This window comes from Pseudomonas sp. SK3(2021), from assembly GCF_016772375.1.
GTDB lineage: Bacteria > Pseudomonadota > Gammaproteobacteria > Pseudomonadales > Pseudomonadaceae > Aquipseudomonas > Aquipseudomonas chlororaphis_I.
In genome coordinates, this window is record NZ_CP061943.1 from 3325448 (window position 1) to 3347891 (window position 22444).

Below are 22444 nucleotides of genomic sequence, written 5' to 3' on the forward strand. Positions count from 1 at the left end.
CCTGGTTTTACGAGCGCTTCGCGCTTGAGTGCAGCCTGCGGCAGCGGCTACAGGGTTCGCGGTGGCGGTGTAGCCGCTGCCGAGCCTGCGAGGCTGCGACCGGCAACGCAGTTGCCGTCAAACCTGAGTCCGCGACCTGTCCGGATAACCTCCGATCACACCCGCGGCGTCAACACTTCGCCAATGCTGCGCCGGCGCGCATGGGCTTCGCTGGCATGGATCAGTTGTTCCAGGTCGTGCGGCGTGACGTCGAAGAACTCTTGCATCTCATCCAGCGCCAGCTTGAGGTCGGCGGCGGTGATGGCCTGGGCATCGGTCGATGGCCGATCGGCGGGCAGCTGGGTCGCAGGTTCACTCTGGCCCTTGGGGTAGCGGATGCGGGTCAGGTTGTTGTAGGCCAGGGCGCTGAGCAACAGGCACAGGGCCGCCAGCATCACCGGGCCCAGGGCCAGCCAGTCGAGGGCAAGGGTCGCCGGGTCGGCCAGTACCATCGTCAAGGCTACGGCGCCGGCCGGCGGGTGCAGGCAACGCAGCCAGCACATCAGCACCAGGGACATGCCGGCGGCCAGGCAGGCGCTGCCCAGGGTGCGCCCGAGCACATGGGCTACCAGCAACGCCAGGACTGCCGCGCACAGGTAGCCACCGAGGATCGACCAGGGTTGTGCCAGCGCCCCGGACGACACCGCGAACAGCAGCACCGCCGAGGCCCCCAGCGGGCCGATCAGGTGCAGCGCCACTTCCAGGCCGAACACCCGGCCGCACAACCAGACACTGAACAACGTGCCCAAGGCCATGCCGATCGCGGCGCGGCTCCATTCCGAGGGGCGGGTATTGATGGCGGCGGGTTTCCAGCGAGCAAGCATGACCAAGCGATCCAATTCCGGTTCAGCGGGCAAAAAGAAGGGCTTGTCTGGATCACCAGAAAGCCCTGAAGCGTTCCAACAGTTGGGGGAGGAACCGGCACAGTGTGCCGATCAATCGAGGTATCTACAAATTCATAATAATGCTGCTTAAGTGCATTATTTTTGCACTGTCGCGGCCTGGGCCACCCGCCGTCCGCTGAGGAAACACAGCAGGCCACCCAGGGCGGTCAAGGCGCCCAGGGCATAGAACATGGTCGGCGCCGGGGTGTGCACCAGCAGGTAGCCGCAGATCACCGGGCTCAAGGCGCCGCCCAGGGCCGCGAGGTTCTGCGCGCCGTAGTAGCTGCCGCGCAGCGCCTCGGGGGCCAGGGTGTCGATGAACAGGAATTCCGCCGGGTAGATGATCATCTCGCCGAGGGTGAAGACGAACATCGCCAGGCACCAGCCCAGCAGGCTGTCGGCCAGGCTGAAGCCGACCAGGCCGAGGATGAACAGGCTGGTGCCGACGGCGATCCAGTAGCGCAGTTGTTCGCGCTTGAGGAACCGGCCGATCTGGTACTGCAGCAGGATCACGCTGATGGCGTTGCAGGCCAGCAGGGCGGCCATGGTGTCGAGGGCGCTTTTCGCGTCTTCGGTAACCAGCAGGTACTGCGACAGGTACAGGGTGAAGCGTCCATGGACGATGGTGCTGAGCAGGCAGCCACAGGTGAACATGATCAGCGTGCGGTCGTTTTTCAGGGTCACCAGGGTGTTGAGGAAGCTCTGCGGCTTGCTCAGCGAGGGCAGCCCCGGCGTGGCTGGAATGCCGCGCATCAGCAGGGTGCTGAGAAAGGCGATGGCGCCGGCGATCAGGAACGGCGCCAACGGCAAATGCCCGGCGATCACCACGCCGAGCATCGGGCCGGTGGCGTAGCCGATGTTGGTCAGGGTGTAGCGCAGGGAGAACACCCTGGCCCGCTGACTCACCGGCAGGTTTTCGCTGATGATCGCCTTGGAACCGATCAGGAACAGCGCCGAGGCGGTTTCGGTGATCACCAGGATCGCGGTGGTCAGGTAGAGGTTGTGGGCGAAGGTCAGCAGCACAAAACCGATGCCGCTGGAGAGCATGGTCAGGATCAGCAGCCGGCGCTTGTCCAGGCGATCGAGGATGTAGCCGCCATACAGCGCGAGCAGGGTGGCGATGAACACCGCGATCCCCAGCAGCAGGCCGACGTCCTGCTGGTCGAGGCCGAGTTTTTTGCTGAGGAACAGGGTAAGCAGGGGGCTGGTGATGGCGCGACTGACGACAATGGTCAGCGAGCAGATCATCAGGCGGCGGATAGCCAGCGAATAAGTGGCCACGGTGGTGCACGAGTCCTTGTTGTCTGAGTGGGCTACGGGCGGGCTATGGTTGGAGCCAGCGGTCCAGCACGGCGACGGATTCCATATCCGCCAGCCGCCACAACCGTTGCAGCAATTCGCCGGCGCGCCCGGCGGGCAGCACCCGGGTCGCCAGGCTGAGAAACTTTTCTTGCAGCGCCTGATCGCCGAGCGGGTTGCCCGGCGCGCCCAACGGCACCTCGACGCACAGGCTGGCCTGGCGCCCGTCGCGGGTGCGCAGGGTGAGCACGGGCTCGCCATCCTCCGACAGTTGTGGGTCCACTTCAAGGCGGATCCGTGCCATGGCGCTGGCGATCCCTGCCGTTTCGCGGCATCGGCGGTCATAGGCATCCAGCCCGGCGTGGCCATGCACCAGGCGCGCCGCCAGGGCGTAGGGCAGGCTCATCTGCGCGGCGGCCAGGGAGTCGATGTCGCGGCCGCCGCACATGCCGTCGAGGAAGGCGCAGAGGGACACCCGGATGTCTTCCACCTGATCCGCTGTCACCTGCAATTGTTCGAGCAACAGGCCCAGGGCATCGATGGCCGAATGGGTGCCCCGGCAGGAGGCATGTGGCTTGATCGAGCAGCGTGCGAGCTTCCACACCAGGCCCAGGCTTTCGTCCAGGGCCTGGGGGATTGCGGCGCTGCCGGCCAGGGTCTTGAGGAAGCCGCCCCAGACCTCCTCGAACAGCTGGCCCGGCCCGGTCACGCCTTGCCGGGCCAGCCGCGCGGCCAGCAGGCCGCCTTCGGCCGCCCGGCCGCTGTGCAGTTTCTTGCTGTGCGAACCGTCGTGAATAAAGGCCCAGAGCCCGCCGCTGAAGCTGCCGGCCAGGCCCAGGGCCGAGCGCATCTGCCGGGCATCGAGGCCGAGCACCCGGCCGCAGGCGGCCGCCGCGCCGAACACCCCGCAGGTGGCGGTGGAGTGCCAGCCGGCGCCGTTATGCGCCGAATAACCGCCGCAGGCTTCCAGCACCCGGCGCCCGACTTCGTAACCCATGACCACCGCGGTGAGCAGCTCACGGCCGCTGAGGGCCGTGTGCCGCAGGCTGGCGGCGGCCATCACCGCCGGCAACACCACGGCCCCGGAATGGTCGCAGCCGCCGGTGTCGTCCAGCTCCAGGGCATGGGCGGCGATGCCGTTGAGCAAGGCGGCCTGGGTGGCACTGGTGCTCAGCGCGGTGCCCCATACCCGGCTGTGGCCGACTTCGTCGCCGAGGGCCTGCCGCGCCGCCACGGCGACTTCGCTGTCGGCACCGGCCAGCGCGGCGCCAAAGGTGTCGAGGATATGCCGGGTAGCCTGGGCCACCAGGGCCGGGGGCAGGTCTTCGAAACGGCTGTCGACGCAGAATTGCGCCAGGCGTTGCAAGCGATCGGTCATGGCAGGTAGGCCCGATAGTGACGTTCATATATCGCCGCGGGGTGATCCTCCGCCAGCGGTTGCGCGCGTTCCGCCCACCACTGGGCGATCTCGCCGGCGCGGGCGATCCACGCATCCTCGTGCTGCTGGATGCCCTGCAACAGCTCGCGCAGCAAGCCGATGCGCCCCGGGGTGGCGATGATCTCCGGGTGCAGGCGCAGCACGTAGAGCAGGCCGAACCGGTGGAAGCCGGCGAAGTCCATCAGCAGGTTGCCCAGGGTGTGGCGGTAGGAGGCGATCCGCGATTGCCCCGGCGGTACCGCGGGGCTGAGGTTGAAGGCGAAGTAGGGTTCGTCTTCCAGCTCGTAGTGCAGGGGCAGCTCGATCACTTGCGGCCGGGTCGGGTGGGGGAAGGGCAGGTCATCGCCGCGCCAGGACGACGACCAGCGAATGCCTTGCCCATGCAGCGCCTCGACGAACCCCGGGGCCCAGTTGCCGGCCGGAATGCGAAACCCCCGGGGGCGCTGCCCGGTGAGGTCGGCCAGGGCCTGGCAACCGCGTTGCAGTTCCAGCCGTTGCTCGGCCAGGCTCAGTAGGTCGTAGTTGGCGTGGCGATAACCGGCGCAGGCGATTTCATGCCCGGCGGCCTGGATCGCCCGCACATGCCCGGGGTTTTCCTCGGCCACGATCCCTGGAACGAACCAGGTGGCCGGCACCCGCAATTCGTCGAGCAGCGCCAGCAGGCGTTCGACGCCACGCTGGCTGCCATAGCGCCAGACCGACAGGGTCTTGTCGCGGCCGGCCACTTCCGGGGCCTGGGTGAGGATGCCGTGGATGTCGTTGTAGTCGACGGTCACCGCCACGGCGCAGCGGTAGCCCTGGGGCCAGGCCTGGGGTTCAGCCATGGTGATGCTCCTTGAGCCACCAGCGGGCGACGTCGCGGCAGGTGGCGAACCACACGTCCTCGCGCTGGCGCATATGTTCGAACAGGCGCTCCAGCAGCAGGATGCGCCCGGGTTTGCCGGTGATCTTGGGGTGGAACAGGGTGGTCAGGCACAGCCCTTCGTCCATGGCGCCGTCGTACTCGCGGCACCAGTTGTCCAGGGTCAGCGCGTAGCTGGCGGTGCGGTCCAGGCCCGCGGGGAAATCGGGGGCGCGGGTGTAGGCGAGGGAGGCGTAGTCGTCCATCTCCCAACGCCCGGGGATCTCCACCAGCGGCGTGGCATGGCCCGGCACCCGGACCAGGTACGGGCGGTCGTCGCCGCGCATGCTGCTGGAATAAGTGACGCCGGCTTCCACCAGCATGGCCGGGGTTTCGGCTCGCCAGTCGCCGGACGGGGTACGGAAACCTTCGGCGCGGATATTCAGGTGCTTCCAGAACACCTCGCGGGATTTGGCCATGACCGCCTTCTGCTGCTCCAGGGGCAGGGCATGGAAGGACTCATGCCGGTAGCCGTGGTAGGCCACCTCGTGCCCGCGCTCGACGATGGCCTGGCATTGCCGGGGCCAGTTCTCCACCACCCAGGCCGGGACGAAGAAGGTGGTCGGGATCCGGAAGGCATCGAGCAGGTCGAGCAGGCGCGGCAGGGCCCGATAGGGGCCATAGCCGCCGAAGCCGAAGTATTCCGGCTTGCGCCAGATCGAGCCGTCGAGCATGGCGTCGCCGGTCGGCCCGTCGAGGTCGAAGGCCAGGGCCAGGCACGCCTGGCGCCCGTCCGGCCAGGTGGGTTGGGGTGAGGAGGACATCGATAGCGCTCCAGTCATTGGCGCGGGCCGTGATCGACCCGGCCTGTAGGAGCGAGCGTGCTCGCGATAGCGGCCTGACAGGCGACGCCGATGTCGACAGTGCCGGCTTCATCGTGAGCACGCTCGCTCCTACAGGATTGCCCGGGGGTTATTTACCGGCGTTGAGGGTCACGGTCTTGATCGCGCCCAGCTCCAGGTCCCATTTCTTCAGGATGGCCTGGTAGCTGCCGTCGTCGACCATGCTTTGCAGCGCGTTCTTCAGGGCCGCGGCCAGCTCGGGCTTCTTGTTGCTCACGCCCAGGCCGGTGAACTGCTCGGAGATCGGCAGGCCCAGGGTCTTGTAGGTGTCCTTTTCCTGGGTCTTGAGGTACGGCAGGGTCTCGCTGCCTTGCATGGCCGCGTCGATGCGGCTCTGGCGCAGTTGGGCGCGGGCGTCGGCCGAACCTTCGGTGCCGATCACCAGCACCGCCGGCTTGCCCTGGGCTTCACAGTTGGCCTTGCTCCAGGTGGCGATTTCCGCCGGGAAGGTGGTGCGGCGGCTGGTGCCGACCTTCTTCCCGCACAGGTCGCTGGGTTCGTTGATCGCGGTGTTTTTCTGCAGGGTGTAGAACTGCGGCCCGCTGGTGAAGTAGTCGACGAAGGTCACGCTCTTCTGCCGTTCGGCGGTGTCGGTCATGCCCGACAGCACCGCGTCCACGCGCTCGGTGGTCAGGGCGTTGATCATTTGCTCGAAGCCGGTTTCCTGCCAGGCGATCTTCACCCCCAGGCGCTCGGCCAGGGCGTTGCCCAGGTCGTAGTCGAGGCCGGTGAGCTGGTTGGTGGCCGGGTCCTTGAAGTCCATCGGCGGGTAGTTGGGCATGATCGCTACGACGATCTCGCCCTTGGCCTTGAGGCTGGCGGGCAGCTCGGCGGCGAAGGTCAAGCTGCTGGCCATCAGGCTTGCGAGTACTGCTGGAATGACGAAGTTCTTCATGGTCGTTCTCTTATGAGTGTTGTGAGGTCCGCTGCGGGTTTGCGAGCTCGGGCCTAGGTTCGAACGGCAGAAATGAAGCTTTGGGTGCGCGGGTTTTGTGGACTTATTAGTATTTCTTCGGGGCTTCCAGCCTCCACGATCTGCCCGCCGTCCATGAACACCATGCGGTTGGAAACCTCCCGGGCGAAGCCCAGTTCATGGGTGACGACGATCATGGTCATGCCGGTTTGCGCCAGGTCGCGCATCACCGACAGCACCTCACCGACCAGTTCCGGGTCGAGTGCCGAAGTGGGTTCATCGAACAGCATCAGCTTGGGCCGCATGGCCAGGGCGCGGGCGATCGCCACCCGTTGCTGCTGGCCGCCGGACAGCTCGATCGGGTAGCTGTTGCGCTTGTCGGCCAGGCCCACCCGGGCCAGCAGCTCCAGGGCTTCCTCGTGGGACTCCTTGGGCGCGCGCTTGAGCACCTGGCACGGGCCTTCGACGATGTTTTGCAGCACGGTCATGTGCGGGAACAGGTTGAAGCGCTGGAACACCATGCCGGTGGCCAGGCGCTGGCGGGCGATCTGCGATTCGTTGAGCTCGTGCAGCTTGTTGCCGACGATGCGGTAGCCCACCAGCTCGCCGTCGACCCACAGGCCGCCCTTGTCGATCTTCTCCAGCTGGTTGACGCAGCGCAGCAGGGTGCTCTTGCCCGAGCCGGACGGGCCGATGATGCACAGCACTTCGCCTTGCTCGACCTCGATGTTGACGTCCTTGAGGGCGTGGTAGTTGTCGTAGTACTTGTTCAGGCCCACAGCCTTGACGATGTTTCTCATGATCGGATTCTCCAGGGCTGCTTACGAGCGCTTGCCGGCGCCACGGGCGAAACGGCGTTCCAGGCGGCTTTGGCCGAAGGACAGGACGGTGACGGCGGCCAGGTACCAGATGCCGGCGACGATCAGCAGCTCCATCACCCGGGCGTTGGCGTAGTAGATGTTCTGGGCGTTGTAGAGCAGTTCCGAGTACTGGATCACGCTGGCCAGGGAGGTCATCTTGACCATGCCGATGAACTCGTTGCCCACCGGCGGGATGATGATGCGCATGGCCTGGGGCAGGATGATCCGGCGCAGCGCCTGCAGGCGCGGCATGCCGATCGACTTGGCGGCCTCGTACTGGCCGGTGTCCACCGACAGCAGGCCGGCGCGCACCACTTCGGCGGTGTAGGCGCCCTGGTTGATGCTCAGGCCGAGCAGGGCGGCCACGAATGGCGTCATCAGGCTCACGGTGTCCAGCTCGAACAACCCGGGAATGCCGATGGTGGGGAAGATCAGCGCCAGGTTGAACCACAGCAGCAGCTGCAGGATCAGCGGCGTGCCGCGGAACAGCCAGGTGTAGGTCACGGCCACGTAGCGCAGGATCGGGTTGGCCGACATGCGCATGATCGCGGTGATGACCCCGAACACGATGCCCAGGGCCATGGCCAGGATCGCCATGACCAGGGTGTTGAGCAGGCCGAACAGGATCGCCCGGGACGTGAGGAACTGGCCGATGTACGACCATTCGATCTTGCCTTCGGCGAAGGCCCGGACCAGGCCGACAAGGGCAATGACGATCACCGTGGCGAAGAAGATCCGCCCGTAGTAGCGCCGCGGCACATGTTCGTACTGGGTGATGTCGAACTGGTTTTCGGCTTGTTTGCGCTCGGCGAGGAGGCGCTCTGCCTGGGTCTGGCTCATGCTGTTTCTCCGTACTCGGTTTCGGCGCTATCGCTGTGGGAGCGAGCTTGCTCGCGATAGCGGTGGGTCAGTCCACGTTGATGTTGAAGGTGAAACCGTAATCGCGAGCAAGCTCGCTCCCACAGGTTTTGTGTGCGGCTTCAGAGGCGAAAGCCCTGATAGTCCTCGGCCCATTGCCGCTGCGCCGCCAGGGCGGTTTTCAGTCGGCCGATCTGCGCGCGCACCTGTTCCGGCGCGGTGCCGCCCCAGCCGCTGCGGGCGGCGATGGCGGCTTCCAGGGTCAGGCTGTCGCGCACCTGCGGGGTCAGGCGCCCATCGATCTCGGCCAGCAGGGCCGGGGACGCCTCCCAGAGTTCGAGGTCGTGTTTCTCGCAGGCCTGGACCAGCGCGCCGGTGATTTCGTGGGCTTCCTTGAACGGCACCCCGCGCACCGCCAGCCAGTCGGCGACTTCGGTGGCCAGGGTGAAGCCCAGTGGCGCCTGGCGCCGCAGTTCCTCGACGTCGACGGTCATGGTCGCGACCATCCCGGCCATGGCCGGCAGCACCAGCAGCAGGGTGTCGACGCTGTCGAGCACGCCGTTCTTGTCTTCGCTCAGGTCGCGGTTGTAGGACAGCGGCAACGACTTGAGGGTCGACAGCAGCCCGGTGAGGTTGCCGATCAGCCGGCCGGCCTTGCCCCGCGCCAGTTCGGCGATATCGGGGTTTTTCTTCTGCGGCATGATCGAGCTGCCGGTGGCGTAGGCGTCGTCCAGGGCCACCCAGCGGAATTGTCGCGACGACCACAGGCAGAACTCTTCGGCCAGGCGCGAGATGTTGATCCCGAGCATGCTGGCGACGAACAGGAACTCGGCCACGTGGTCGCGGCTGGCCACCGCGTCGATGGAGTTCTCGCAGACGCCGGCGTAGCCCATTTCCCGGGCCGACTGTTGCGGCTGGCGGGCGATGGCCGAGCCGGCCATGGCCGCTGCGCCCAATGGCGACAGGGCGGTGCGGGCATCCCAGTCCACCAGCCGTTGCACGTCGCGCAGCATCGACTGAGCGTGGGCCAGCAGGTGGTGGGCGAAGACGATCGGCTGGGCCTGCTGCAGGTGGGTGAAGCCCGGGCAGATGCTGTCCACATGCCGTTCGGCCTGTTCCACCAGCGCGTGCTGCAGCTCCAGCACCTGCACCGCCAGGGTGCGGACATGGTCGCGCAGGAACAGGCGCAGGTCGTTGGCGGTCTGGTCGTTGCGCGAGCGGCCGGCGCGCAGCTTGCCGCCGAGGGCGCCAAGCCGTTCGGTGAGCAGGCGCTCGATGAAAGTGTGCACGTCTTCGTCGTCCAGGGTCGGGCTCACCCGGCCGGCGCGGAAGTCTTCGCCAATGCGCGCCAGGGCCTCGAGCAGGGTGCGGGTTTCCTGCTCGTCCAGCAGGCCGGCGCGTTGCAACTCCCGGGCGTGGGCCTTGGAACCGGCGAGGTCGTAGGGCGTCAGGCGGAAGTAACGCTCGGGGCAACGCGACAGGGCGGCCAGGGCCTCGGACGGGCCGCTTTTGAAACGGGCGCCCCAGAGGCGATCGGTAGGCTGGTTCATTGTTTTTTTCCTCGTCGATAACGCGAATTGAATTCGGTACAGCCGGCCACGGACTTCTCCAACAGCCGCTGGAAGGGCGTCGAAGAGTCTTCGGTCAGGCAGGTTTCAAGAGGGCAGTTGCAAGTGGCGAGAACTGATCGAAGTGTCAGTTTTTAATGGCGTTGAATCAGCGAGTTGTGGCTGGTCCAGGGAAACTTTTGGTGGTTGCCAAGCCTTGTTTTCTGTGTTCATTATTATTTGTCGGCTGTGTTTTTGTTGTGCAGCAAAGCCTGTTGAATATGCCGCCCGAGGTCAATAAGCATTATGGAAACCCCACTTTCCAATTCTGGAAACCCACCGATTAAAACCGCCCACAGGGCACCGCTGGCACTCAGCGGGCTGGACTTCAAACTGCTCAAGGTATTCAAGGCGGTGGTCGAGGCGGGCGGTTTCAGCGCTGCGCAAAACGAACTGAACGTGGGCCTTGCGGCCATCAGCAAGCAGATCTCCGACCTCGAGATCCGCATCGGCATGCGCCTGTGCACCCGGGGCCGGGAGGGGTTTTGCCTGACCGAGGAAGGCAGCCTGGTGTATCAGGCATCGATTGACCTGTTTGCCTCGGTGGACAACTTTCGTGATCGGCTTAGTTGCGCGCAGAATGAAATAATCGGCGATCTTGGGGTAGGGGTGATTGACAATACGATTACCGATGTTAATTCACCGTTAGTTGCAGCCTTGCGGCGGATCAATATTGAATCTCCGAAAGTAAGATTCAGACTTTACGCTTCGCAACTGGATGAAGTTGAGCGGGGCGTGGTGGAGGGGCGCTTAGTTGCTGGAATAGTGCCGGTTTATCAAAAGCGTGAAGAGTTCGACTACTTCAAGTTATATGACGAAGAGTCCGCGGCTTATTGCGCCGAAGGGCATCCGTTGTTCAGCGTGGCCGATAGCGCAATCGACACCGAGACGCTCAAGCGGCATGAGTTCATCAACCACCGCTACGCGATCCATCAGGAGAAGAGCCACTTTGCTGTGTACGACAGCTTTTCGGCGGCGGCCTCCCAGGTGGAGGCCGTGGCCATATTGATCAAGACCGGGCGTTTCCTCGGGTTTCTGCCCCGGCACTATGCCGCCCCGCTGGTGGAGCGCGGTGAAATGCGCGCGCTGCTTGCGGACCGGGTGCACTACAGCACGCCTTTCAGCCTGATCCTGCGTCACAACACGGTACGCAGCCCCCTGGTGAAGGCGTTCGCCCAGGCGCTGGGGGTGGATCTCAAGAGTAATGGCTGACGCGACCCAAGTTCTCGGACCGGGTTTGTCGGGGATTAAGGCGATGTTGCTGAAGTAGCGGCGCAAAGTGCAGCGGTCGATCAAGCGGGGCGCCGGAAACGGGTGGCCGATCTATCCTGTGTAATGGCATTTTTAACCCATGACTACTGTCCTTTAGATTCCCGCGCGGTTATCCGTACGAAGTAACCGGTGAGTACAGAACATGCCATGGGTGGTCCCGCCCGCAAGCCACTTTAAATAACGCGAAGCGGCAGCCTTAGATGCCTGGCAACACTCCCGAATACCCCTCTGTAGCAGCGAAGCATGCCCGCGATAAAGCCGCTACATTCAACATCGATATTGGCCTGCCAGACCACCATCGCGAGCAAGCTTCGCTCCTACGATTGGCTTGGTTCAGCAGGCAACGCCAGGCGCATGGCGCAGCGCCGGGCCGCCGGCAGGCCGTGGCGGGCTTCCTCGGCCAGCACCTGCCGCAGGCGCGGCCCCAGTTGGTCGGGGTCCAGGGTGACAAAACCGCAGCGCTGGTAGAAGGGTTCGTTCCACGGCAGTTGGCGAAAGGTGCTCAGGGTCAGGGCGCTGAAGCCTTGCTGGCATGCCTGTTCGCGCAGCGTCTCCAGCAGGCGGCGGCCAATGCCGCGTCCTTGGGCGTTACTGGCGACCGAGATTTCCCAGATATGCAGTGCATCGGCGCAGGCTTCGGCGTCGAGGAAGGCGCACACCTCTCGATCGAGCACGGCGACCCACACCCGCTGCTGGCGGATATGCGCGCGGTGCTGCGCGGCGTCGGGCACCTCGGCGTCGGCCAGCCAGGCCAGTTCGGGGTCGCGGCGAAACAGCGCGGCGGCGCTGCGTTCGATGGCGGGGAGCAGAAGGGCATCGGCCTCGGTGGCCAGGCGGATTTGCAGAGTCATGGGGCGCGAGTGTAAGGAGCCAGGGCGCGGTGGGGCAACCGTCAGGGTTGGGCGGTGCCGGGCAGGTGCAGCAGGACGTAGTCGTTGCGGTCGAAGCGCCCGCCGAGCACCGGTGTCAGTCGCGCCAACGGCGTGGTTTTCAGCGTCGCCAGCTGGCCCTGGTCCATCACCACCCAGGCCGGGCCCGGGATGGCCGCAAGGGCCTCGGGGCGCTCGGTGAACAGCGGCTGCAGGTCCTGGTCGAGGTGGACCATGAATTTGATCGCCTTGGCGTCCTTGCCCATCTGGTGCAGCACCACCGGGGCCGGGGCCTGCTCGATCAGCCGCCAGGCGGCCAGGGTGAAGGTGCGGGTGTCGTAGAGCTGTCGGGCCAGCGGCTCGAACCCAAGGATATAGGCACTCCAGACGGCCAGCACGGCGCCCAGGGCCAGGCCGCCAATCCGCCGGCGCGGCATGCGCAACAGGCCCAGCGCGGCCAGTTGCAACAGGCCGAGCAGCACCAGCAGAGGATTCAAGCCGGCCAAGGGTTCGGCAAAGCGCCGTTGCGCCACCAGCAACGCCGCTATCAGCAATCCGGGGGTCAACAGCCACAGGCCCTGGATGCCCCGGCGCAGCCAGGCCAGGCCGCGGCCCTGGACGTCGTGGAAGGGATAGGCCGCGACGATCGCCAGCATGGGCAACATCGGCAGCAGGTAGCGGGCTTTTTTCGCCTGGGGAATCGACAGGCCGATCAACACCAGCAGGGCCGCGGCGCTGCACAGCACCAGCAGCCTGCGCGCGCGGTCCTGCCGTTCGCGGGGGCCAAGCCACACCGCCAGCCAGGTCAGGATCGCCAGCGGGTAGGCCAGGGCATAGTTGTCCAGGGAACTGCTGAAGTAATAGAACGGCCCGCTGCTGCCTTCGCTGCCATCCATGCGCCCGGTGAACTGCATGCGGATCACCTCCTGCATGAAGGCCGGGCCGCCGCTCAGTCGGGCCAGCCACAGCAGCAGCGCCACGCACGCCAGCAACAGGAACAAGGCGCTGCCACCGAAGACCAGCATGCGTCGCCACTGGCCTTCGAGCAGGTAATAGCTGCACAGCATGCCGCAGGGAATCACCAGGCCGATCGGCCCGCGAATGGCGAACCCCGCGACCAGCAACGCGAGGATCGGCCACAGGCGTCGCGGCGCGGCGAAATGATCGTGGGCATAGCCCAGGTAGAACACCGCCAGGGCGATGGCGGCGAGCATCAGGTCGAGGGAGACGGCGCGGGTTTCGGTGATGAAGGTGCTGCTGAGCAACAGCAGGGCGATGCTGGTCAAGGCCCAGGTTTTCGAATGGGGCGCCAGCAGGCGGTACATCAGGTTGACGATCGATGCCCCGGCAATGGCCGTGGGCAGCCAGGCCGCGAGGGTCGTGACCCGGCCCGGGGCCAGGGCGAACAGGTCGATCAGCAGGGTCGAGGCGCTGGAGTAGTCAGCGTAGGGTTGGCCATAGGTGGTGGGAAAGAAACCCGGCCCATGGCGCAGCATTTCCTTGGCGAACAGCACGAAGCGCGAATCGAAACCGATCACCGTCGCTTGCCCGGCGCCGGCACAGAACAGCAGCAGGGCCAGCAGCCCGAGCCCCCAGGCTTGCCAATGCAGGGTGCTGGAAGACGTGCTGCCGGCCCTGGGCATTCAGGCCTTGGCCCATTGCCGGTGAGGAATCGGCAGGTGGCGCGACTCGCCGCGGCCGATCGGGAAGTAGGTGAAGCCGCCACGGGCCAGGCGCTCGGCGTCGTACAGGTTGCGCCCGTCGAAGATCACCGGGGCCTTGAGGCGCTGACGCAGCAGCTGGAAGTCCGGCGCCTTGAACTGCTGCCACTCGGTGCAGATGATCAGCGCGTCGGCGTCGCCAAGCACCGATTCCGGGGTGCCCATCAGCATCAGCTTCGGCTCGTCGGGGTACAGGCGCTGGGTTTCCTGCATGGCTTCCGGGTCGAAGGCGCGCACATGGGCGCCGGCGGCCCACAGCGACTCCAGCAGCACCCGGCTGGGGGCATCGCGCATGTCGTCGGTGTTGGGTTTGAAGGCCAGGCCCCAGAGGGCGAAGGTCTTGCCTCTCAGGTCGCCCTGGTAGAAAGCGTTGATGCGCTCGAACAGCTTGTGTTTCTGCCGTTCGTTGATGGCTTCCACCGCTTGCAAAAGGTCGCTGGAGCAATGGGCCTGCTCGGCGCTGTGGATCAGCGCGCGCATGTCCTTGGGGAAACACGAGCCGCCATAACCGCAGCCCGGGTAGATGAAGTGGTAGCCGATGCGCGAGTCGGCGCCGATCCCCAGGCGCACCGACTCGATGTCGGCCCCCAGGTGTTCGGCCAGCTCGGCGATCTGGTTGATGAAGCTGATCTTGGTCGCCAGCATGCAGTTGGCGGCGTACTTGGTCAGCTCGGCGCTGCGCAGGTCCATGAACATGATGCGGTCATGGTTGCGGTTGAAGGGGGCGTAGAGGTCGCGCATCACGTCGCGGACCTCTTCGCGCTCGCAGCCGACGATGATCCGGTCCGGGCGGCGGCAGTCGGAAACCGCCGAGCCTTCCTTGAGAAATTCCGGGTTGGAGACGATATCGAACTGCAGGGCGCGCCCGTCCAGGGCCTTTTCGATATGGGCCTTCAAGGTGTCGCCGGTGCCCACCGGCACCGTGGATTTCTCCACCAGGATCACCGGCTGCTCGCGGTGCCGGGCTACGGCGTCGCCCACCGACAGCACGTAGCTCAGGTCGGCCGAGCCGTCCTCGCTGGACGGCGTGCCGACCGCGATAAACAGCACCTGGCCATGCTGCACCGCGAGCTTTTCGTCGCTGGTGAAGCTCAGGCGTCTGCTTTCCAGGTTGTCGCGCACCAGGCTCGACAGCCCGGGCTCGAAGATACTGACGTGCCCCTGTTGCAGCTGCTGGACCTTGTGCTCGTCAATGTCCATGCAGATGACATCGTGGCCGACTTCGGCCAGCACGGCGGCCTGTACGAGGCCGACGTAACCACTTCCAAATACGCTGATTTTCATGGGGTATTCCTGGGACTTGTCGCGGGAGCAGGGCGTGAGTTGATGGTAATGACGCCGAGGATGACCAGGGCCACCCCCAGGGTTTTCGAGAGGCTGAACGGCTCGTTGAACAGCGGCAGCGCGGCGGCCAGCAGGTACACCAGGGCGTAGCTGATGCTCAGCAGGGAATAGGCCCGGCCCAGCGGCAGGTCGCGCAGCGCTGCCAGCCAGCAGAGCATCGACAGGGCATAGGCGAGGATCGCCGCCAGCACCACGCCCAGCGCCAACAGGTCGACCTGGCCGCCGGACAGCGCCGCCAGCCAGTCCGCCGGCGCCGGCAGGCGGGTCATGCTCCAGCGCATGCCCAGTTGCGCGGCGCTGACCAGCAGCACGCTGCCCATGGCGAAGGTGAAACCGCGAACCCGGCTCATGCGTGCCGACTCAACAGCAGTACGCCCGCCAGCACCAGCGCCACGCCCAGCCAGTGGCGGCGGTCGATGGCTTCATGGAACACGAAGCGGGCGATCAGGGTGATCAGCACGAAGTTCAGGCTGAGCATCGGGTAGGCAATGCCGACCTCGACCCGCTGCAGCACCAGCAGCCACACCAGCAAGCCCAGGCCGAGGCTAGCCAGGGCCAGCCACAGCCAGGGCGAGCGCAGTTTGTCGAGCGCGCCCGAAGGCTGGCCACGCCAGCTTTCCACGGCGAACTTCTGCGCGAGCTGGCCCAGGCAGGTCAGCAGGCAGGCGCCGAGCAGCAGCAACAGGCTCATGGTTGGCTCTGGGGGAAGATCAGGATCACGAGATTGCCCTGCTCATAACGTTTGAAGTCCTGTGGCAACAGATCGATTTCGTAGTGTTCGTCGCCATTGACGCGCATCAGCACGGCCACCTGGCCCAGCTTGCGGGCCGCAGGCATCCATTCGCCGACCTTGCGCAGGTCGATGTAACGATGCTGGGTGTCAGGATAGGCCAGGCCATATTTCACTTCGCCTGTCGTGTTGTACAAGGCGATATCCGGGCGCTTGAGGCGCCAGGCCAGGGCCGAGGCGGCGCCCAGGTCGTTGCTCACCAGGGTGTGGCTCCGGGCGAGCTCCTCGGCGTGATCGATGATGAATTGATCCGGCATCTTGTTGTAGACCACCGAGTTCGGCAGGCCGGCCGGTAGCAGGGCGATGAACAGCCAGCTGCCGAGCGCCGGCGCGGCCCACAGGTGCAGCGGGCGGAAGGCCGGCAGCAGGTTGCTCATGTTCCAGCCAAGCAGGGCCAGGAACACCAGCACCAGATGCCCGGGTTCGTTGCTGTACAGCGGCTTCTTCAGCTGGAAGTACACCAGCGCCAACAGCAGCAACAAGCCCAGCACCAGGTTGAGCACCGCGTTGAGGCGGATGATCCGGGTCTGTCCGGCGTGCAGGCGGTCGCTCAGGCTATTGCCCATCAGCAGCGCCAGCGGCAGCAGGCACGGCAGGATATAGGCCGGCAGCTTGCCCTTGCTCAGGCTGAAGAACGCCAGCGGCAGGATCAGCCACAGCAGCAGGAAACCGCTGCTCGCCTGGCGCCGGGCCTGCCAGGCCTGCTTCAAGGCACCTGGCAGTACCAGGACCCAGGGCATGCTGAAAGCCACCAGCAATGGCAGGTAGTACCACCATGGCGAGGCGTGCTGGGCGTCGTCACCGGCAAAACGGCGGATGTGCTCATGCCAGAAGAAGAAGCGCCAGTAATCCGCTTCCTGGGCATGCACCGCCAGGGCCCACGGCAGGCTCACGACCATTGCCACCAGCACCGCCACGCCGCCGTAGACAAACAGCTCGCGCAGGCGCTTCTGCCAGAGCATGTAGGGCAGGGCGATCAGCACCGGTAGCAACCAGGCGAGGAACCCCTTGGTCATGAAGCCCATGCCACAGGCTAGACCCAGGCCGGCCCAGGCCAGCAGGCGGCCGCGCAGCGTCCGGTTGTCCAGGGCGAACCACAGGGCGACCAGGCTCAGGTTGACCCAGAAGGTGAACTGCGGATCGAGGTTGGCGTAACCACCGGCGCCGACCACCACGCAGAAACTCATGTACAGCAGGGCGCAGACCAGGCTCTTGCGCGGGTCGTTCCACAGCCGCCTGGCCAGCAGGTAGGTGAGCAGCACGCTGAGGCCCATGCTCAGGGCCGAAGCCACGCGCACGCCGAACAGGTTCTGGCCGAACAGCGCCTGGCCGAGGGCGATCATCCAGTAGCCGGCGGCCGGCTTCTCGAAATAACGGATGCCCATGAAATGCGGCGACGCCCAGTGGCCGCTCAGGAGCATTTCCTGGCTGATCTGCGCATAGCGGGTTTCATCGGGAATCCACAAACCGTGGGTGGCCATCGGCAGCAGGTAGAACAGGCCGAAGGCAAGCAGTAGAAGAGGCAGGGCCCAGCGTCTGGTCATGCGCCTTGCACCCCCAGCCAGCCTTCGCGGCCTGCGAGGACACCACGAATGACCTGCCCCTGGGGCAGGCTCTGCAAGGACGCAGGCAACAGCTCACCCAGGGGAGTGAAATGAATGCCGCGCTGGCGGGCTTGCGCCAGCAGTTGGCGAAAATCGTTGGCCATCAGAATCCCTTCGACCTCGGCGTGAATGGTGTAGACGTTGAGCCTGTCAGGGCTGAACCGGTCCAGGATGAATGTGTTGAAGTCGTGGGCCACGACGGTCGGCCCGACCACCTCGTCGAAGGTCGGCAGGTCGACCGGAATCTGCGGGGCACCCAGGCCGCCGTCCGCCAGCCGTGGCCGGAAGATCGAGGTGCCGCGGCAATCGCTGTTGTAGCGGAAGGCGAAGCCCTGCTTGGCCTCGATCACCGACTCGTCGGCGCGCCAGCCGGCGGCCGCCGAGCAGTCGACGCGCTGGCCGAGAATGTCATTGAGGGTGTCGACGCCCCGGCGGATCTGCTCGATCAGTTGCGCCTGGTTCCAGCGCCCGGCATGGGCCTGCCAGCCGTGGTGATCCCAGGCGTGCAGGCCGACTTCATGGCCGGCGTCCCGGGCCTGGCGCATCAGGTGCCCGAGGTCGCGGCCAATCGGCTTGCCCGGCCAGGCGGTACCCGCCAGCAGGATGTCCCAGCCATACAGGCCGGCGGCGTTGGAGCGCAGCATCTTCCACAGAAATTGCGGGCGGATCAGGCGCCACAGGTGGCGCCCCATGTTGTCCGGGCCGACGCTGAAGAAGAAGGTGGCCTTGATCCCGGCTTCATCGAGCAGTTCCAGCAACCGCGGCACCCCCTCACGGGTGCCGCGATAGGTATCGACATCGATTCGCAGACCTGCCTGCATCAGCATGCTTCTTCTTTAGCGTGCTCCGCGATTTCGAGCATGGCCTCGCGCAAGAAGAAGTCCAGCGTGTTGCCGATGGTTTGCTTCATCTCGACGGTCGGCTCCCAGTTCAGCAGGCGCTTGGCGTTGGCGATGCTCGGTTTGCGGTGTTCCACGTCCTGGTAGCCGGCGCCGTAGAACGACTTGCTCTCGACCTCGCGGAAACCGGCGAACGGCGGGAAGTTGCCACGCAGCGGGTGGGCTTCGAACTGACGCAGCAGCTCTTCGCCCAACTGGCGGATGCTGGCTTCGTTGTCCGGGTTGCCGATGTTGATGATCTGGCCGTTGCACACATCGTTCTCGTTGTCGACGATGCGCGCCAGGGCCTCGATGCCGTCGGCGATGTCGGTGAAGCAGCGCTTCTGCTCGCCACCGTCGAACAGGCGGATCGGCGTGCCTTCCACCAGGTTGAGGATCAGTTGGGTGATGGCCCGGGAGCTGCCGATGCGCGCCGAGTCCAGGCGGTCCAGGCGCGGGCCCATCCAGTTGAACGGACGGAACAGGGTGAAGTTCAGGCCCTTGCTGCCGTAGGCCCAGATCACCCGGTCCAGCAGTTGCTTGGACACCGAGTAGATCCAGCGCTGCTTGTTGATCGGGCCGACGATCAGGTTGGACGTGTCTTCGTCGAAGTTCTGGTCCTGGCACATGCCGTAGACCTCGGAAGTCGACGGGAAGATCACGCGCTTGTTGTACTTGACGCAGTAGCGGACCAGCTTGAGGTTCTCTTCGAAGTCCAGCTCGAACACGCGCAGTGGGTTGCGGGTGTATTCGATCGGGGTGGCGATGGCCACCAGCGGCAGGACCACATCGCACTTCTTGATGTGGTACTCGATCCATTCGGAGTGAATGCTGATATCGCCTTCGACGAAGTGGAAGCGCGGATGGCTGCGCAGGCGCTCGATGGCGTCGGAGCCGATATCCAGGCCGTAGACCTCGTACTTGTCGTCACGCAGCAGGCGCTCGGACAGGTGATTGCCGATAAAACCGTTGACGCCGAGGATCAGCACCCGGGTGCGCCGCGGGGCACGGCCGGATTCGGCGCCGCGCAGCAGCGAGCCATCCACCAGGCCCAGCTCGTTGGCCAGTTGCGGGCCGCTCAGGTACAGGCCGTTGTCGTTGCGCTGGCCGGCGTTGATCAGCAGCGAGTCCTGGCCACAGGCGATGCGCAGCGGGTCGACGCTGATCACCCGGCCCGGGGCCTGGCCGTCGTTGCCCTTGACCACCTCGGCGCTCCAGACGATCAGCTTGTGCTCGCCCACGGCGCAGAACGCGCCCGGGTAAGGCTTGGTCACGGCACGCACCAGGTTGAACAGCTGTTCGGCCGGCTGGCTCCACCGCAGCTTGCCATCCGCCGCGGTACGGCGGCCGAAGTAGCTGGCCCTGGACTCGTCCTGGGCGGTTTCGCTGACCTTGCCTTGCGCCAGGGCGGGCAGGGTGTCGCGCAGCAGGCTGGCGGCGGCATCGCGCAGTTTGCCGTGCAGGCTCAGCGCGGTATCGCTGCGCTCGATGGCCACCCGTTGCTGGGCAATGATCGCCCCGGCATCGGCGCGCTTGACCATGCGGTGCAGGGTCACGCCGGTTTCGCTTTCGCCATTGACCAGCACCCAGTTGGCCGGCGCGCGGCCGCGGTAGCTCGGCAGCAGCGAACCGTGCAGGTTGAACGCGCCCTTGCTGGCGGTGGCCAGCAGCGCTTCGCCGAGCAGGTTGCGATAGTAGAAAGAGAAAATGAAGTCGGGCTTCAACTTGGCGATGCGCTCGACCCACAGCGGGTGGTTGGCGTCATCCGGGGCATGCACCGGGATGCCCTTGAGCGAGCACAGCTGGGCCACGGAGCCGTAGAAGGTGTTTTCCTGCGGATCGTCGGCATGGGTGAAGACCGCGCCGATTTCATAACCCGCGTTGAGCAGGGCTTCGATGCCCGCGCAGCCGATATCGTGATAGGCGAAGACAACAGCTTTATGACTCATGGCGAAACCTGATCGGAGAGAGTGGAAGTTAGACCGTCGACCGTGACAGCGGGAGCAGGGGTGGCAGGCTGGCTGCGCAGGACTTTTTCAATGAAGAAGCGCGGACGGGCGCGCACATCGCTGTACATGCGGCCCAGGTATTCGCCCAACAGGCCCATGCCGATGAACTGGCCACCGGTGAACACGAACAGGATGGCGAACAGCACGAACATACCGTCGCCGGCCCATTCGGCGCCGAATACCAGGCGCAGGAAGATCAGCAGCAGGGCGAACAGCACGCCGAGGCCGGCCATGCTGAAACCGATGATGCTCAGCAGGCGCAGCGGCGTGGTGGTCATGCAGGTGATCAGGTCGAACATCAGGTTGATCAGGCGCATCGGGCTGTACTTGGAATCGCCGTGTTCACGCTCGGCGTGGTTCACCGGCACCTCGGTGGTGTGGCGGGCGAAGCTGTTGGCCAGGATCGGGATGAAGGTGCTGCGTTCGCGACAGGCGAGCATGGCGTCGACCACGCTGCGGCGGTAGGCGCGCAGCATGCAGCCATAGTCGTTCATGGCCACGCCGGTGGAGCGTTGCACGGCCAGGTTGATCAGCTTCGACGGCCAGCGGCGCCAGGCGGAGTCCTGGCGGTTGTTGCGCACCGTGCCGACCACGTCGTAGCCCAGCTCGGCCTGGGCCACCAGGCGCGGGATTTCTTCCGGCGGGTTCTGCAGGTCGGCGTCCAGGGTGATGACCACGTCGCCGCGGCACTGTTCGAAACCGGCCATGATCGCCGCATGCTGGCCGTAGTTGCGGTTGAGGATCACCGCCACCACCGGGCTGCCTTCGCGGCTGGCGGCGTCCTCGAGGATCTGTGCCGATTCGTCGCGGCTGCCGTCGTCGACCAGGACGATCTCGAAATCGTGCTTGAGCTGGCGGCACGCCGCTTCGGTGCGCCGCAGCAGTTCGGGCAGGCTCTGTTCTTCGTTGTAGACCGGAATGACGATCGACACGAACTGGATTGGGTAAGGTTTCAAAGGCTTCGGTCCAGACAGGTTTTGATGGCGCCGACGACCCGCTCGACATCGTCGAGGGTCATGTCGGGGAACAGCGGAATCGAGCACAGGCGCGCCGAGTTCCACTCGGTGTTGGGTAGTCGCACATCCGGGAAGCGCTGGCGGTAATAGCTGTGCAGGTGAGTGGCGACGAAATGGATACCGCTGCCGATGTTCTGCTCCTGCAGGGCCTTCATGAAGCCGTCGCGATCGATGCCGCAACGCTCGGCGTCGATGCGCAGGATGAACAGGTGCCAGGCATGTTGCTGCGGATACGGCGGCAGGTGCAGCGGTTGCACCGGCAGGTCGCGCAGTTGCTCCAGGTAGGCGTTGGCCAGGACTTCGCGCTGGCGATTGATCGCGTCCAGGCGCTGCAACTGCACCAGGGCGATGGCGGCATTGATATCCGCCAGGTTGTATTTGAAACCGGGCTCGATCACCTCGGCCTGGGGCTTGCGCCCGTGGGTCAGGCGGTCATAGGCGTCGACACCCAGGCCATGGAACTTGAGCATGCGCACCCGGTTGGCCAGGGCCTCGTCATCGCTGACGAACATCGCGCCTTCGGCGCAGGTCATGTTCTTGATCGCATGGAAGGAAAAGATCGCCGTGCCCCGGGCGCCGATGGGTCGGCCGCGATAGGTGGTGCCGGCGGCATGGGCGGCGTCTTCGATCACCGCGATCCCGTGTTTGTCTGCCAGGGCGTACAGCGGGTCGAGGTCGAAGGCGGCACCGGCGTAATGCACCGGGATGATCGCCTTGGTCCGTGGCGTGATCGCGGCTTCAACCGTGGCGGCGTCGGTCATCAGGGTGTGCGGGTCGACATCGACGAAGACCGGCGTCGCTCCCAGCAGGCAGATCATGTTGGCGGTGGAAACCCAGGTCTGCGAGGGGGTGATCACCTCGTCGCCGGGACCGATGCCCAGGGCCAGCAAGGTGATGTGCATGCCGCCGGTGGCCGACGACAGCGCCACCGCGTGCTTGCAGCCGAGCCGCGCGGCGAATTGCTGCTCGAGCTCCTGGTTTTTCGGCCCGGTGGTGATCCAGCCGGAACGCAGGACCTGCTCGACCGCAGCAATCTCTTCATCGCCAAGACTCGGGCGCGAGAAAGGAAGGAAAACCTGGTTCATTGAGACCTCGGGGGGAAAAGGATTTTCAGCAATCGAAAGGAGAAAAAACGCCTGTGCTACAGCCGGGAATATTCAAAAAAGGCGTTTTGGGTTCGGTCATTGAAGCGCATCCATAAGTGAGGTCGATGGGGTCGTCCATGCTTGATTGCAGTAAAGACCATGCAGGGTAAAAGTAAGGCCAGATCAATGTGTTAGCTTTTGTTTCGATTAGATGA

Annotated in this window: 20 protein-coding genes; 1 reads left to right on the forward strand and 19 read right to left on the reverse strand. The window is 65.3% G+C overall.

What is annotated here, in order from left to right:
* Window positions 1-155: 155 nt before the first annotated feature.
* From IF690_RS14910 to argH, 9 genes are all read right to left on the reverse strand, one after another.
* A complete protein-coding gene (locus IF690_RS14910; protein ID WP_202696237.1) occupies window positions 156-863 on the reverse strand; it encodes an HPP family protein in 708 nt (235 codons plus the stop codon).
* A gap of 156 nt (window positions 864-1019) precedes the next feature.
* The gene (locus tag IF690_RS14915) at window positions 1020-2204 is read right to left on the reverse strand and encodes an MFS transporter (RefSeq protein WP_202696238.1); all 1185 of its coding nucleotides are present in this window, start codon (window positions 2202-2204) and stop codon (window positions 1020-1022) included.
* Between the two features lie 43 nt (window positions 2205-2247).
* On the reverse strand, window positions 2248-3600 hold the full coding sequence (locus tag IF690_RS14920; RefSeq protein ID WP_202696239.1) for an MmgE/PrpD family protein: 1353 nt from the start codon (window positions 3598-3600) through the stop codon (window positions 2248-2250).
* The gene (locus tag IF690_RS14925; protein WP_202696240.1) at window positions 3597-4484 is read right to left on the reverse strand and encodes a polysaccharide deacetylase family protein; all 888 of its coding nucleotides are present in this window, start codon (window positions 4482-4484) and stop codon (window positions 3597-3599) included. The genes IF690_RS14920 and IF690_RS14925 overlap by 4 nt, the downstream gene beginning before the upstream one ends.
* Window positions 4477-5325, reverse strand: a complete 849-nt coding sequence (locus IF690_RS14930) for a polysaccharide deacetylase family protein (protein WP_202696241.1) — start codon at window positions 5323-5325, stop codon at window positions 4477-4479. Before IF690_RS14930 ends, IF690_RS14925 begins: the two co-directional genes overlap by 8 nt.
* A 148-nt stretch (window positions 5326-5473) precedes the next feature.
* Window positions 5474-6298: an ABC transporter substrate-binding protein gene (locus IF690_RS14935; protein ID WP_202696242.1), complete on the reverse strand. Its 825-nt coding sequence runs from the start codon at window positions 6296-6298 to the stop codon at window positions 5474-5476.
* Between the two features lie 53 nt (window positions 6299-6351).
* Complete coding sequence (locus IF690_RS14940; protein WP_202696243.1) at window positions 6352-7116, reverse strand: amino acid ABC transporter ATP-binding protein; 765 nt, start codon at window positions 7114-7116, stop codon at window positions 6352-6354.
* Between the two features lie 21 nt (window positions 7117-7137).
* Window positions 7138-8016 carry an amino acid ABC transporter permease gene (locus IF690_RS14945; RefSeq protein WP_009043824.1) on the reverse strand — a complete coding sequence of 293 codons (879 nt, stop codon included), beginning with the start codon at window positions 8014-8016 and terminating at the stop codon, window positions 7138-7140.
* Between the two features lie 140 nt (window positions 8017-8156).
* On the reverse strand, window positions 8157-9584 hold the full coding sequence (argH, locus tag IF690_RS14950) for an argininosuccinate lyase (protein WP_202696244.1): 1428 nt from the start codon (window positions 9582-9584) through the stop codon (window positions 8157-8159).
* 303 nt (window positions 9585-9887) lie between these two features.
* Here argH and IF690_RS14955 point away from each other — a divergent pair, with 303 nt between their 5' ends.
* Entirely contained in the window at window positions 9888-10853 is a 966-nt protein-coding gene (locus tag IF690_RS14955; protein WP_202696245.1) for a LysR family transcriptional regulator, read from the forward strand.
* A gap of 377 nt (window positions 10854-11230) precedes the next feature.
* On the opposite strand, the gene IF690_RS14960 is transcribed toward IF690_RS14955, so the two are convergent.
* The 10 genes from IF690_RS14960 to arnB are packed head-to-tail and all read right to left on the reverse strand — an operon-like array spanning window position 11231 to window position 22229.
* The gene (locus IF690_RS14960; protein WP_202696246.1) at window positions 11231-11764 is read right to left on the reverse strand and encodes a GNAT family N-acetyltransferase; all 534 of its coding nucleotides are present in this window, start codon (window positions 11762-11764) and stop codon (window positions 11231-11233) included.
* 41 nt (window positions 11765-11805) lie between these two features.
* The gene (locus tag IF690_RS14965) at window positions 11806-13425 is read right to left on the reverse strand and encodes an ArnT family glycosyltransferase (protein ID WP_202696247.1); all 1620 of its coding nucleotides are present in this window, start codon (window positions 13423-13425) and stop codon (window positions 11806-11808) included.
* Window positions 13426-14787: a UDP-glucose dehydrogenase family protein gene (locus IF690_RS14970; protein WP_202696248.1), complete on the reverse strand. Its 1362-nt coding sequence runs from the start codon at window positions 14785-14787 to the stop codon at window positions 13426-13428.
* Complete coding sequence (gene arnF / locus IF690_RS14975) at window positions 14784-15197, reverse strand: 4-amino-4-deoxy-L-arabinose-phosphoundecaprenol flippase subunit ArnF (RefSeq protein WP_202696249.1); 414 nt, start codon at window positions 15195-15197, stop codon at window positions 14784-14786. Before arnF ends, IF690_RS14970 begins: the two co-directional genes overlap by 4 nt.
* Window positions 15194-15538, reverse strand: a complete 345-nt coding sequence (gene arnE, locus IF690_RS14980) for a 4-amino-4-deoxy-L-arabinose-phosphoundecaprenol flippase subunit ArnE (RefSeq protein ID WP_202696250.1) — start codon at window positions 15536-15538, stop codon at window positions 15194-15196. Before arnE ends, arnF begins: the two co-directional genes overlap by 4 nt.
* Window positions 15535-17181, reverse strand: coding sequence for a lipid IV(A) 4-amino-4-deoxy-L-arabinosyltransferase (gene arnT, locus IF690_RS14985; RefSeq protein WP_202696251.1), 1647 nt, complete (start codon window positions 17179-17181; stop codon window positions 15535-15537). Before arnT ends, arnE begins: the two co-directional genes overlap by 4 nt.
* Window positions 17178-18062 carry a 4-deoxy-4-formamido-L-arabinose-phosphoundecaprenol deformylase gene (gene arnD, locus IF690_RS14990; RefSeq protein WP_202701454.1) on the reverse strand — a complete coding sequence of 295 codons (885 nt, stop codon included), beginning with the start codon at window positions 18060-18062 and terminating at the stop codon, window positions 17178-17180. The genes arnT and arnD overlap by 4 nt, the downstream gene beginning before the upstream one ends.
* Entirely contained in the window at window positions 18062-20068 is a 2007-nt protein-coding gene (arnA, locus tag IF690_RS14995) for a bifunctional UDP-4-amino-4-deoxy-L-arabinose formyltransferase/UDP-glucuronic acid oxidase ArnA (protein WP_202696252.1), read from the reverse strand. Before arnA ends, arnD begins: the two co-directional genes overlap by 1 nt.
* Window positions 20065-21084 carry an undecaprenyl-phosphate 4-deoxy-4-formamido-L-arabinose transferase gene (gene arnC, locus IF690_RS15000; RefSeq protein WP_202696253.1) on the reverse strand — a complete coding sequence of 340 codons (1020 nt, stop codon included), beginning with the start codon at window positions 21082-21084 and terminating at the stop codon, window positions 20065-20067. Before arnC ends, arnA begins: the two co-directional genes overlap by 4 nt.
* Window positions 21081-22229, reverse strand: a complete 1149-nt coding sequence (gene arnB, locus IF690_RS15005; protein ID WP_202696254.1) for a UDP-4-amino-4-deoxy-L-arabinose aminotransferase — start codon at window positions 22227-22229, stop codon at window positions 21081-21083. Before arnB ends, arnC begins: the two co-directional genes overlap by 4 nt.
* Between the last annotated feature and the right edge of the window lie 215 nt (window positions 22230-22444).